We start from the raw sequence: 13,446 nt of genomic DNA on the forward strand, positions 1-13,446 counted from the left end.
CCTCCATCCGCTCCTTCTGTGCCCAGTCTGATAGACCAGGGGAGCCAGGCGAACACCCGGGGGAGACCGATGGCGAGATTGAGCACGATCCTCGACCAGATCGATGCCGGGTCGATGCTCCTGCCGGAGTTCCAGCGCGGGTACGTGTGGAACCGCGACCAGGTCCGCGGGTTCATGCGGTCGCTCTACCTGGGGTATCCGGTGGGGTCGCTGCTGGTCTGGGAGACCGACACCACCGACAAGGCCGTCCGCGGCGGCCCCGGCGGCGGCGTCCGGCAGCTGCTGCTCGACGGCCAGCAGCGGGTCACGTCGCTGTACGGCGTCACCCGGGGCCGTCCGCCGGCGTTCTTCGAGGGCGACCCGGCCGCGTTCACCGGCTTACGCTTCCACGTCGCCGAGGAGTCGTTCGAGTTCTACGCCCCGGTGAAGATGAAGGACGACCCGCTCTGGATCGACGTCACCGAGCTGTTCGTCCACGGTGCGGAACGGCAGATCGAACGGCTCGCATCGGACGCCAAGAACTGGCAGCACGTCGGCAAGTTGATGAAGCTGCAGAACCTGCTCGAGAAGGACTTCCACGCCGAGCAGATCACCGGGCCCGACAAGACGACCGACGTCGTCGTCGAGATCTTCAACCGGGTCAACTCCGGCGGCACCAAGCTCTCCAAGGGCGACCTGGCGCTGGCCAAGATCTGCGCCGAGTGGTCGGGCGCCCGGCCCACGATGCGCTCGTACCTGCACCGCTGGGACGACGAGGGTTACGACTTCACCCTCGACTGGCTGCTGCGCAACGTCAACGCGGTCGCGACCGGGCGGGCGCCGTTCTCCGCGCTCGACGACGTCTCGGCCGACGAGTTCGAGCAGGCCCTCACCGACGCCGCCGACCACATCAACCTCGTGCTCGACGAGATCGCGTCGCGGCTCGGGCTCGACCACGCCCGGGTGCTGCCGGGCCGTCCGGCGATCGCGGTGCTCTCCCGGCTGCTGTCGGAGAACGGCGGCGAGTTCGTCGATCCGCTGCAGCGCGACCGGGCGCTGTACTGGTACGTGCACGCGGCGCTCTCCGGCCGGTTCGCCGGCTCCACCGAGACGTACCTCAACCAGGACCTGGCGACCGTCTCCGGGCCGCGCGGTGTCGACGACCTGATCGGCCGGCTGCGGCGGTGGCGTCGGTCGCTGGTCATCAAGGCCGACGACCTGCAGGGCGCGGGCAAGGGCGCCCGGTACTACCCGCTGGTCTACCTGGTCGGCCGGGTGCTCGGGGCGCGTGACTTCGCGACCGGCGAGCGGGTCGGCGATTTCCAGGTGCAGCCGCTGTTCGGCAAGGCGCTGCTCTCCCGGGCCGGCTACCGGCCCGCGGAGATCAACGCGATCGCGAACTACGTGCTGGTGACGCCGGAGTCGGCGGCGGAGGTGGCGCGGCGTCGGCCCGAGGACTACCTGGGCGGCGCCGAGGAGATGTTCCCGGGGCTGCTGGCGTCCCAGTGCCTGCCCGACGACCCGTCGCTGTGGCAGGTGGACCGGTACCGCGACTTCCTCGCCGCGCGGCGGAAGCTGCTCGCCGCGGCCGCGAACGAGTTCCTCGACGGGTTGCACGCCGGGGCCCGGCTCGACGCGCCCCGCCTGCCGCGCGTCGCGGTGCGGTCCGGCGGTGACGACGAGATCGACATCCGCGCCGAGGAGGTCGGCGCCCTGGTGGAGGAGCTGATCCGGCTCGGGCTGGCCGCTCCGGAGCGCGACGCGGAGATCCCCGACCCGGAGACCGGCCGGGCGCTGTCGGTCGCCGAGGCGGTCTGGCCCGACGGGCTGCAGCCGGGCCAGGGCGCCCCGGTCGTGCTCGAACTCGACCCCGACGAGGCCGACCTGCCCCGGATGGCCGAACTCGGTTACGAGGTGTTCACGTCGGTCGAGGCGTTACGCGGCTACGCGCTGCGGCGTCGGCGGGAGGCCGGCGCGGAGCCGCCGCCGGAGGAACCGGTCGCACCGGCCGTCGGCCGGGTGCCGGTCGTGGCGGCCGACCCCGAGCAGGAATTCCACCAGGCCATGGTCGCGATCCACCAGAAGGCCCGCGACGAGACCGGCTACAACGCCACCTACCTGCTCTCGATGCTCGCCGAGGACGGCGCCGTCGAGACCGCGAAACGCCTGCTGGCCTCGGCCACCGTGAGCACCGGTTTCACCGCTCTGTGGAACAAGGGGCGCCTCGACCTCACCGTCGAGGCGCTGATCCTCGATCCCCGCTTCGCCGGCCTGTTCACGAGCGACGAACTCGACATCGCCCGCGCCCGACTGGCCCAGTTCGACTACGCGTGACGGCTGGGCCACCAGAAGCGGCGGCCGGTGTGGAGGGCCAGGGCCGGTACCAGGAGGGAGCGGACGACGAAGGTGTCGATCAGGACACCGACGGCGACGATCACGCCCAGTTGCAGGCTCGGCGTCAGCGGTAGCACGCAGAGGGCCGCGAACGTCGCCGCCAGCACCACGCCGGCGCTGGTGATGACGGTGCCGGTGCTCACCAGCGCGCGCTGCACCGAACGTTCCTCGCGGGCCCTGGTCATCAGGAAGATCGTGTAGTCGACACCCAGCGCCACCAGGAACAGGAACGTCGTCAGCACGATGCTGTACTCCAGCCGCGGATAGCCGAGCAGGTGCAGCACGCCGGCCGCCGCGCCGAGCGCGGCCGCGTACGAGAGCACGACGCTGAGGATGAGCAGCAGCGGGGCCACCAGGGCCCGCAGCAGTACGACCAGGATGACGAACACCACGCCGAGGATCAGCGGCACGAGCAGGCGGTGGTCCCGGTCGGTCGCCCGCTCGGTGTCGAGTTGGCCGGCGGTCTGGCCGCCCACCAGCGCACCGGTGCCGTCGACGGCGGCACGGAGCCGGTCGATCGTGTCCTCGGCGGCCTGGCTGTCGGGCGGGTCGGTGAGCGTGGCCGGGATCACCGCGGTGTCCCCGGAAACCCGCGGCGCACCGACCGCGGTGACCCCGTCGACGCCCCGCGCGGCGGCCACGACCTCGTCGGCGCGACCGGCGTCCACGACGACGTCGGCCGGGGCCGAGGTGCCCGCGGCGTAGTGCTGCGCGACCAGGCGCTGACCGGTCACCGAGCCGACCTCGCCGGTGAACGTCTCGTCGGCCGGGATGCCGAGGCTGAGCGTCGTCGCGCCCAGCGCCAGCCCGGCCAGGATCACCGCGGTCGAGCCCCAGACCCGGCCCGGACGCCGCCCGACGAACCGCGCGACCGCGCTCCACCCGCGGGAGTCCCCGGTGGTGTCACCGACCCGGGGCACGAACGGCCAGAACAGCCACCGCCCGCACACCACGAGCAACGCGGGGAGCAGCGTCGTCATCGCGACGAACGCGGCGGCGATCCCGATCGCCGCCACCGGGCCCAGCGCCCTGGTGCTGTTGAGATCCGCGAACAGCAGGCAGAGCAGCGCGAGCGAGACGGTGGCCGCCGACGCCGCGATCGCCGGGAACGACCGCCGCAGCGCGTTCGCCATCGCGCGGTGCCGGTTCTCGTGCCGGCGCAGCTCCTCCCGGTAGCGTGAGATCAGCAGCAGCGCGTAGTCGGTGCCGGCCCCGAACACCAGGATCGTCAGGACGTTCTGTGCCTGCAGGTCGACGCTCAGCCCGGCGTTCTTGGCCAGCAGGTAGACGACCGCGCTCGCCACCTGGCTGGCGACCCCGACGGTCAGCAGCGGAATCAACCAGAGCACGGGGCTGCGGTAGGTCACCAGCAGCAGGACCGCCACCACTGCCGCGGTGACGAGCACCAGCAGAACGTCCATGCCCTCGAACGCGTCGAAGACGTCGCCGCTCGCGCCGGCCGAGCCGGTGAGCGCGGTCTCCAGGCCCGCCGGCTCGCCGGTGTCGAGCGCGTCGCGGATGTCGGAGGTCGCGGCGGACTGCGTGTCCGGGTCGCCGCGCAGCGGGAACGACAGCAGCAGGGCCTCGCCGTCCTCGCTCGGCACGGCCGGTGGCACGCCGTCGATCGCGTACCGGGCGAACGAGGTCCGGTCGGCCTCCACCGCCGCGCGATCGGCGTCGGTGATGCCGCCGTCGCGGGTGTAGACGGCCACCGCCACCAGCGCGTCCGCGTCGGGGAACGCCTGCTCGACGCGCTGCTGCGCGCGGTAGGCCTCGGACGAGTGCGGTGCCGACGTCAGCGAGTCGTTGTCCTGGACGCTGGTGAGGCTGATCGCCAGCGGTGCCGCGACCCCGGCGAGCACCAGCCAGAACAGCACCACCAGGAACTTCGTGCGGGGCCCGACGAGCCGGGGTGGATCGGGCTCCGGGGCACGCGTCGATTCGGGCGATTGAAGTCGTGTGGTCATGCGCGGCAGCATCGGCCGGGCCGCGCACCGGCCACGCACGCACGACTGACGGCGCCCCGGAGGGCGCCGTCAGCGAGGGGGCGGGGTTCAGGCGACGTCGGTGCAGTCCAGCTGCTTCGCCGGGAGGCGGCCGCCGGCGAGGAACTCCACGGTGGCCCGGTCGGCGCACGCCGAGCCGGCGCGGTAGACGTAGTGCCCACCGTTGTCGACCCCGACGAACCCGGCCCGCTGCCCCAGCGCCTTCTGCAGGCCCAGGCCGCCCTCCCACGGGGTGGCGTTGTCACGTCGGTTCTGCAGGATCAGGACGTTGCGCGGACCGTCGTCGGTGACCGTCACCGGTGCCTCGATCGGGGCGTCCTTCCAGAACGCGCACGGCCAGACGTTGGCGGGCATGCCGCCGGTCAGCGGGTAGGCCTCGCGGTCGGCCGCGGTCCGGGCCGCGTAACCGTCGACGTCGTCCGACCACTCGGTGTCACCGCAGGTGAGGGCCAGCGCCATCGTGGCCTGGTTGTCGGCGGGAACACCGGGCGTGGTCGGCTGGGCGGCCGAGACCTGCGCGAGCACCGTGGTGTCGGCCGCGGTCAGGGTGCCGTCGGCCAGGTGCCGGGCGGCCGTCCAGACCTGGGGCACCAGCGGCAGCGTCTCGTTGTGCAGCAGCAGCCCGTAGGTGAGGGTGCGGATCGTCGTGCCGGTCACTGTCACCGGTGTGCCGGGGATCGTGGCGGGCCGACGGTCGAGCCGGTCGACGAGCGTCAGGTACTCGGTGGCCGCGCCCGGCGCCAGGTCGGCGAACCGGTCCTTCATGCCCTGGCCCCAGAGCGTGTACTGCTCGGCCCACACCTTGGTGGGGTCGACGTTGCCCTCCAGGATCACCCGGTCGGTGCGTGCGGCGAACAGCGACGAATACACCGCACCGAGGTATGTGCCGTACGACTGTCCCCAATAGGAGATCTTCTTTTCTCCGAGCGCCACCCGAATCCGGTCCAGGTCCCGGGCGGTGTTCGCCGTCGTGAAATACTTCAAATTCTTTCCCGACGCCGAGGAAGCGCATTTCTCCGCCACCGCACGAGCCGATTCGACGTTCTTCGTGATCGAGCCGTCGGCCGCCGGGTAGGGGAAGAGGCTCGCGAGATCCGGGGTGGGCAGGCCGCAGCTCTGCGGGGTGCTCCGGCCGACGCCGCGCGGGTCGAACCCGACCAGGTCGTAGCGGTCCAGCACGGATTTCGGCAGCGTGGACACGATCTGGCCCGGGGTGTCGAGCCCCGGTAACGCCGGGCCGCCGGGGTTGAGCACGAGCACACCGCGCCGCTGGCCGGGCTTCGCGGTGGAGATCCGCGAGACCGCGACGTCGATCGTCGGGCCGTCCTCGTCGGCGTAGTTCAGCGGCACTTCGACGGTGGTGCACACCTGGCGCGAGTCGCTGGGCTCGTCCGGGCACGCCCCCCAGCGCATTGTCGTTTCCGCGGCGTGGGCCGGCGCTCCCGAAACGGCGATTCCGCTCAGTGCGGCGAGGGTGATCACGGTCGCGATTCGCTTCGTCATCGACATGCGAAAAAATTAGCGAGAGCGGCCCTACCCGCACGTCCCTCCACGACGGACACCTTCGGGTAGCTCGCTCGGGGGACGGTTCAGCAGATCGGTCGCCTCGTCCCGGGAGAGCGCCGCGCCGAGGCCGTACGCCCGGTCGTACCCGGACGGGCCGAGCGCCTCGCGCGCGGCGTCGGCGATCGGCGGCAACCCGGGGAAGTTCGCCACCAGGCCGCCACGCAACACCGGCACCAGCCCGAGCAGCGTCGCCGCGGTGGCGGCGTCACCCTCGGCCAGCGCGACCGCGGCGAGCCCTTCCGCGACGTCGCCCGTGACCGGCGAGTACGACGGGGCGCCGGTGACCAGCGCTGACCGGTGCCGCTCCCGGGCCCGGTCCACGTCGCCGGTCGCGTACGCCACCCAGCCGAGCCCGATCGACAGCAGCCCACGCAACTCGTCCGCGATGTACCCGGCGCCGGTGAGCTCGGTCAGCCCCTGCTCGTACTGCCGACGGGCACCCTCGACGTCGCTCCGCAACCACCGCACGTGTGCGCTCCCGGCGAGCGCCCTGACCTGCACGTCGGACACGCCGGCCCGGCTGCCGAGCTCGGCCGCGCGCCGGTACAGCGCGTCGGCGGTGTCCAGGTCGCCGAACCGGGCGGCGTTGGTGGCGCGGCGGCAGAACAGGCCGGCGCGGTCCTCGTCGGACTCCAGCTCGACCGCGAGGCGCATCGCCTCCTCGTTCAGCTCGAGGAAGCGGTCCTGGTCACCGCGGGCTTCGGCGAGGTCGGCGAGCTCGGTCAGCGCCATCGTCCGGCCCCACCGCTCGCCGATCGCCCCGAACCCGGCCGCCGAAGCCTCCAGGCTGGCCACGGCCTCGGTGAGGTCCCCGGTCATCGCGCGCATGTACGCCAGGCCGAACAGCTGCAGCGCCGCCGTCCACGGGTCGAGGTCGGAGGCCCGGTACCAGTTCTCCAACTTCGTGTACTCGCTGTCCGCGGGTGGCCCGGCGCTCAGCGCGGTCAGCGCGTTCAGGAACGGCAGCCGGGGCGGGCGGTACAGCTCGTTCGGGTTCGCCAGCCAGCTCGCGTGGCCCGTCGACCAGTTGCCGTCGTGGCCGCCGAGCCGGGCCGCCAGGGCACAGATCGCGTGCTCCTCCTCCAGGCCGTGCGGTGGCCGCGGCCCGACCGACTCGAGCAGGTCACGGGCCAGCGCGGCGAACTCGCCGCGCCGCCCCCGGATCCAGGTGTACATCGCGAGCGCGGCGGCCAGGCGCAGCCCGGACGCCGGGTCGGCGGTGCCCGACCAGCGGGCCGCGGAGTGCAGGTTCTCCCGCTCCCGGTCGAGGACGGCGGCCCACCGCAACTGCTCGGCGGTACGCAGCGCCGCGTCGCCGGTCAGCGCCAGTTCGAGGAAGTACTCGGTGTGGGCCCGGTGGAGCTGCTTGAGCTCCCCGGATTCGGCCAGCCGCTCCTGCCCGAACGCCCTGATCGTGTCGAGCATCCGGTACCGGCCGTCGGCGAACTCGACGAGCGACTTGTCGACCAGTCCGGACAGCGAGTCCGGGTCGGTCGGCCCGCACACCTGCTCGATCGCCTCCAGCGTGGCGCCGCCGACGAACACCGTGAGCCGGCGGGCCAGCGTCCGCTCGGCGTCGTCGAGCAGATCCCAGCTCCACTCGATCGCGGCGCGCAGCGTGCGGTGCCGGGCCGGAGCCGTGCGCTCGCCCCGGTTGAGCAGCCGGAACCGGTCGTCGAGCCGGGACGCCACCTCACCGAGGGAGAGGCTGCGCAGCCGGGCCGCGGCCAGCTCCAGCGCCAGCGGCTGACCGTCGAGGGTACGACAGATCCGGAGGACGTCCGGTGCGCTCGTGGCGTCGACGGTGAAACCGGGGAGCGCCGCCGACGCGCGCTCGGCGAACAGCCGCACGGCCGGTGCGCTGCGGACGCGCTCCACCGGATCGCCGTCGGCGGGCAGGCCGAGCGCACGGACCGGCAGCAGGTGTTCCCCGGTGATGCCGAGCGGTTCGCGGCTGGTGGCCAGCGCACGCAGCGACGGGCACCGGCGCAGCAGGTGGTCGACGAGCGTGGCGGCGGCGTCGACCAGGTGCTCGCAGTTGTCGACGACGAGCAGGACCGGCCGGTCGGTGAGCGCGGCGATCAGGCGATCGAGCGGGTGCGCGGCCGGCGAGGTGGGCCGCAGACCGCTGTCGCGCAACCCGAGCGCGTCGAGCACGACCTGTTCGATCTCGGCGCCGGTGGTGACCGTCGCGAGCTCGACCAGGTGGCTCTCGGCCGGGTGCCGCTGGGCGGCCTCGATCGCCAGCCGGGTCTTGCCCGCACCGCCGGGGCCGGTGAGCGTCACCAGGCGCTGGTCGCCGAGCAGGTCGGCGAGGCGGGCCAGTTCGTGCTCGCGGCCGACGAAGCTGGTGAGCTGCGCGGGCAGCCCTCGCGGCGCCGGGGTGCGCGGCGTGGGCCGCCGTCGCGGCGCCGAGGTGTGCGGTTCGGACCCGCGCAACAGGGCCAGGTGCGCTTCGCGGAGCTCGGCCGACGGGTCGGCCCCCAGTTCGTCGGCGAGCGCACGGCGGGCGTCCTCGAACGCGAGCAGTGCGGCGGCGCTGTGACCGGTGGCGTGCAGCGCACGCATCAGGTGGACCCGGAACGGCTCGCGCAGCGGGTGCGCGCCGACCAGCGCACGCACCTCGGCGACCAGGTCGTCGGAGACGTCGCCGGCCTCGAGCCGGGCGGCGATGCGGGTGTCGAGTGCGGACAGCCGGGCGTCGTCCAGCTCGGCGGCGGTCGCCCGGATCAGCGTGCTGTCGCCGGCGTCGGCCAGTGCCGGACCACGCCAGAGGCCGAGCGCCTCGTCGAGCAGCGCCACCGGGTCGGCGACGCGCGCGGCCGCCGCGACGAGCCGGCGGAAACGATGGGCGTCGACCTGGTCGGGATCGACGGCCAGCCGGTAACCGGCGGGGTGGAACTCGACGACCGCGGCGCCGCCGAGCAACTGGCGGAGCCGGGAGACCTGTGACTGCAACGCGTTCGTCGCCCCCGCCGGAGGTGCGTCGCCGTAGACACCGTCGATCAGGCGCTGGGCCGGGACGATCCGCCCGGCTTCGGTGAGTAACACGGCGAGCGCGGCGCGCAGCCGGGAACCCCCGACGGGGACCGTTCGTCCGTCGGCCGTCTCGACCTGGATCGGCCCCAGGATCCCGAACCGCACGCCCGCGATTCTTCCGTAAGGCGGTCAAATTCGGTGGGCGGTGGTAAACGGGTGACACGAGTGTGCAGGATGGGATACGTGGAACAGACGAACAGCGTGCTGGTTCCCGCCCCCGAGACCGATCCGGGCGCGAACCGCATCGGCCCGCGCCCGGGGAGCGGCAAGCGGACGATCGTGGCGCTCGCCGGTGTCTCGGTCGCGATGCTGGTCGTCGCGATGGCCACGATCCTGCTGGCCGGGCTCTCGTTCTGGCGCTCGGCCGAGCCCGCCTCGGCCGAACCGGTGGCGAAGAGCTACTCCGGCAACCTCGCCGCCGACCTGCGGATCGCACCGGTGGTCAAGGCCAGCGAGAGCGGATGCACCGACGGCGGCACGCCCGGCCGTTTCGCCGGGTGCTTCACGCTCGGTGACGGCGGCATGGTGGTGACCGTCGTCGAGTCGGCGACCACCGCGGTTCAGGACGGCAAGTGGGTGCTGCGGCTGCGTTTCTCCAGCGCCGACACGGTGGCGCTGCGTGCACTGACGACGCAGAACGAGCGGATCGCGCTGGTGCTCGACGGCACCGTGCTCACCGCTCCGGCGGTGAAGGAGCCGATCACCGGCGGCGAGCTGCCGATCGCCGGGGACTTCACCAAGAAGGACGTCGACGCGATGTTCGCGGAGCTCACGAAGCGGTGAGCACGCGGTCCAACTCGCCGAACAGCACCCGGTCGAACGTCGAGCGGGTGCTGCGTACCGGGCGGTGGGCCCTGGCCGGCGCGACGACGCCACCGTCGACCACGATGCCGACGTCGGCGTAACCGCACTCGAGCCGGCAGAGCTCGCTCGGCGGCTCCGGGAGCACCAGTGCGACCGGCGCGAACGCCAGGCAGGCCCGCGCGATCGACAGCGCCTGACGCCACGACCCGCGCACCGGGACCAGCACCCCCGCGAGCACCGGCGGCCCGTCCTCGCCGTCGGAGACCACCACGGTCAGGTCGGTGTTCCGGACCCGGACGCCCTCCACCGGCGAACCGTGCCACCCGAGCGCCGCGACGACGCTCTCCTCACACGTGGGACTCGCGGTCACGACGCTCCTTCGGTTCTGGTTCGTGGCGGGCCAGTCTGCCGTACCGGCCGGTCGGTGGCGCAGCGGCTACCGGACGACTGCGCCACCGACCGGTAACCGGCACTACGTGGCGGAGGGCACGGACGTTCACGTTAAACCGTTAGCGAGTTGAAGAGTTCCCAACCGGGGGGAAGTGCATGCGGCGGCATCGAGTTGTTCTGCTCGCGACCGCGGTGGTCGTGATGCTCGGAGCGGGCGTCACCACGCTGTTACTCCGGGGCGGTTCGGAGCCCGAACGCCGCTCGATCTCGGTGCCGAAACTGCAGGGCCCGCTCTACGACGACGGTGGTCAGGCCGCGGCCTGGGTGACCGCGAACCAGGGCGACCCGGACGCGACGGTGATCAACGAGAAGATCGCGAGCGTGCCGCAGGCCGTCTGGATCACCGGCGGCGACGACCCGGCGAAGGCGACGACTCAGGTCACGCAGACCGTGGCGGCCGCGAAAACCGCCGGCGAGGTGCCCGCGCTGGTGGCGTACGCGATCCCCGACCGCGACTGCGGTGGGGCCGCCGCCGGTGGCGCGCCCGACGGCACCGCCTACCGCGCCTGGATCGACGCCGTGGCCGCCGCACTGGGGCCGGACCCCTCGATCGTCGTGCTCGAACCGGACGCGCTGGCGCAGGTCGACTGCCTCGACGCGGCCAAGCGCGGCGAGCGCAACGAGCTCATCACGTACGCGGCCCGGACGATCACCGAGAAAGCAGCCAAGGCGCAGGTCTACTACGACGCCGGCAACTCGAAGTGGAAGCCGGCGGCGGAGATGGCGAAGCGGCTCGAGGCGGCCGGTGCGGACGACTACGGATCCGGCATCTCGCTCAACGTCTCGAACTTCCGTCCCACGGACGAGGAGGTCGCGTACGGCAAGCGGATCCTCGACGGGCTCGGCGTCGACGGCAAGAAGATCGTCGTCGACACCTCACGCAACGGTGCCGGTGCCGCCGCCGACAACGAGTGGTGCGACCCGGCGGGCCGCAAGCTCGGCCGGACGCCGACGCTGGACACCGGGGACGACGAGGTGGCGGCGTTCCTCTGGGTGAAGCGCCCCGGCGAGGCCGACGGCTGTGCCGCCAACGCCGGCACGTTCGTCCCCGACCTGGCGACCGCGCTGGCCGAGGGCGTCTGAACCTGGTTTTGATCGGGTCAAATCCTCACGCCTGGCCGCCAGCGGCCGATGGGACGGCATGCGTGACGCTCCGGTCGGCCTGCGCCCGGTGCTCAACCTGCTCGATCGCCTGCGGACGACGGCCCGGCTGACGCTCGTCATCGTGCTGCTCGTCGTCCCGGGCGCGATCGCGACCGTTGAGTACGCACTCCGGGAGAGCGACCAGATCGCGTTCACGACCGCGGAACGCGACGGTGTCCGCGTCCTCCGGCCGACGTTGCACGCGATGGCGGCCGCGGTGGGCGGCAACGACGTCAACCTGGCCGCGATCCGGGACGAGTCCTCGCTCGGCCTGGAAGACGAGCTGAACGCGGTCAGCGACGCGGTGTCGGCGGGCCTCGACACCCCGGCCGCGCGGCTGGCCGCGGCCCAGGCGTTCAGCGCGCTCGTCACCGAGACCGGCAACGCGTCGAACCTGATCCTCGACCCGGACCTCGACTCGTTCTACGTCATGGACAGCCAGGTCGTGCAGGTACCGCGGATCCTCGAGGCCGCCGCGGCCGCGTCCGCGGCGACCGGCACGACCGGCAGCGCCGACCTCGTCGCGGCCAGGGCGGTGCTGGCCGGACAGCTGTCGACCGCCGCCGAGGCGCTCGAGACCGACGTGAAGACCGCGGTCGCGCAGACGAAATCGACCGGCCTCGAACCCCGGCTGGCCGGCCTCCAGGGCCTCGCCGACGAAGCGGCCGCGCTGGCCAAACGCCTGACGGCCGCGCTCGGCACACCCGGCGCCGACGTCGCCGGGGTGACCAGAGCCGCCGAGGGCGCGATCGACGCGTCGGAGCAGGCGCTGGACGGGCTGCTCCGGACCCGGGCGGACGGCCTGAAGGACGACCGGACCCGGGTGCTCGCGACCACGGTCGTCGGGTTCGCGCTCGCGTTCTGGCTCGCCGCGGCCGTCTGGTGGCGCAGCAGGCACGACGTCGCACTGGCCCTGTCCGGTGTGCGCGCAATCGCCGACCGCGACTACGGCCGGCACGAACTGCCCGGTGGCCGGGACGAGTTCGGTGACATCGGCCGCGCGCTGCTGCAGGCCCGGGAACGCCTGATCGAGCAGGACGAGGCGCTGAAAGCCGCGCAACTGCAGCACGAGCAGCAGGCCCGGGAGAACTTCGCCCAGCAGCGGCGGGCCGAGAAGCAGGCCAGGCAACTGGCCCAGCAGCTCATCGAGGAGAGCGCCGAGGCGCTGACCGCCGAGCTCAACGACGTCGCGGTGGCCGTGGACGCGGTACGGACGTCGGCCGGGTCGATCCACGAGCGGGTCGACACCGCCGACGGGGTGCTGCGGTCGCTGCTGGCCGACGCGAGCAACGCCGACGCGGTGACGACGGCGCTCGGGGAGCGGCTGCAGCGGGTCGCCGGGATGGCCAAGATCATCGCGTCGGTGGCCGACCAGACCAAGCTGCTGGCGCTCAACGCGACGATCGAAGCCGCGCGCGCCGGTGAGGCCGGCCGGGGCTTCAGCGTCGTGGCCGACGAGGTCAAGGACCTGGCCGCGACCACGGCCCACTCCACCGACGAGATCACCGGCACGATCCAGGCCCTGGAACGCGAAGCGACAGCGGTGTCGAGCATGATCACCGCGATGACGGCGGGCATCGGCGGCGTCGACGAGGCGACCGGGGCGCTCCTCGGCGTCGCGGACGAGCAGCGGGCGACCGTGGTGGGCATGGAGCAGAAGCTCACCAACGCACTGGACCGGGTCCGGGCGATCGGCGACCTGCGCAACCTGATGGAGCGGCGCGGCGACGAACGGGTGCCGCTCTCCGGCACGCTGGTGTTCACCGGTGGTGGGCGCCGCCTCGAGCTGCGGATCAAGGACCTGAGCCAGGGCGGCGTGCGTGCCGTGCCGGTGCCGGGTGACGTTCTCCCCGCCGGCGCCACCGGACAGGTGGAGGTGCCGGTACCGGGCGTACCGCCGCTCGACGTCGATCTGCTCCGGCAGTCCGCGGACGAGGTCGTCTTCCAGTTCCGGGCACTGCCACCGGCGGCCGCGGGCGCGCTCTCCGAGTTCCTCGAAGCGCAGCTGGTCTGACGTGTCACGAAGTGGGCCTCCCGTTCGTCCATCCGGAGAAACCCGAACGAG

General features: G+C 72.8%; 8 protein-coding genes. 4 read left to right on the forward strand and 4 right to left on the reverse strand.

Annotated features, from left to right (window positions below):
• Positions 1-69: 69 nt before the first annotated feature.
• Positions 70-2,313 carry a GmrSD restriction endonuclease domain-containing protein gene (locus ABD437_RS33830; protein WP_344653038.1) on the forward strand — a complete coding sequence of 748 codons (2,244 nt, stop codon included), beginning with the start codon at positions 70-72 and terminating at the stop codon, positions 2,311-2,313.
• Here ABD437_RS33830 and ABD437_RS33835 read toward each other — a convergent pair.
• From ABD437_RS33835 to ABD437_RS33845, 3 genes are all read right to left on the reverse strand, one after another.
• Complete coding sequence (locus tag ABD437_RS33835) at positions 2,304-4,340, reverse strand: MMPL family transporter (RefSeq protein WP_344653039.1); 2,037 nt, start codon at positions 4,338-4,340, stop codon at positions 2,304-2,306. The two genes, ABD437_RS33830 and ABD437_RS33835, sit on opposite strands and share 10 nt — an antisense overlap.
• 87 nt (positions 4,341-4,427) lie before the next feature.
• Positions 4,428-5,888, reverse strand: coding sequence for an alpha/beta hydrolase (locus tag ABD437_RS33840; RefSeq protein WP_344653040.1), 1,461 nt, complete (start codon positions 5,886-5,888; stop codon positions 4,428-4,430).
• 24 nt (positions 5,889-5,912) lie between these two features.
• Entirely contained in the window at positions 5,913-9,089 is a 3,177-nt protein-coding gene (locus ABD437_RS33845; RefSeq protein WP_344653041.1) for an AfsR/SARP family transcriptional regulator, read from the reverse strand.
• Between the two features lie 78 nt (positions 9,090-9,167).
• Between ABD437_RS33845 and ABD437_RS33850 the strand changes: the two genes are divergently transcribed.
• Positions 9,168-9,767, forward strand: a complete 600-nt coding sequence (locus tag ABD437_RS33850; protein ID WP_344653042.1) for a SecDF P1 head subdomain-containing protein — start codon at positions 9,168-9,170, stop codon at positions 9,765-9,767.
• Here the strand turns inward: ABD437_RS33850 and ABD437_RS33855 are convergent.
• Positions 9,754-10,158 carry a hypothetical protein gene (locus tag ABD437_RS33855; protein WP_344653043.1) on the reverse strand — a complete coding sequence of 135 codons (405 nt, stop codon included), beginning with the start codon at positions 10,156-10,158 and terminating at the stop codon, positions 9,754-9,756. The genes ABD437_RS33850 and ABD437_RS33855 overlap by 14 nt on opposite strands.
• 176 nt (positions 10,159-10,334) lie before the next feature.
• Between ABD437_RS33855 and ABD437_RS33860 the strand changes: the two genes are divergently transcribed.
• Both ABD437_RS33860 and ABD437_RS33865 read left to right on the forward strand, forming a co-directional pair.
• Complete coding sequence (locus ABD437_RS33860) at positions 10,335-11,321, forward strand: glycoside hydrolase family 6 protein (RefSeq protein ID WP_344653044.1); 987 nt, start codon at positions 10,335-10,337, stop codon at positions 11,319-11,321.
• 58 nt (positions 11,322-11,379) lie between these two features.
• A complete protein-coding gene (locus ABD437_RS33865) occupies positions 11,380-13,395 on the forward strand; it encodes a methyl-accepting chemotaxis protein (protein ID WP_344653045.1) in 2,016 nt (671 codons plus the stop codon).
• Positions 13,396-13,446: the final 51 nt, after the last annotated feature.

Source organism: Cryptosporangium japonicum (assembly GCF_039524755.1).
GTDB classification, from domain to species: domain Bacteria; phylum Actinomycetota; class Actinomycetes; order Mycobacteriales; family Cryptosporangiaceae; genus Cryptosporangium; species Cryptosporangium japonicum.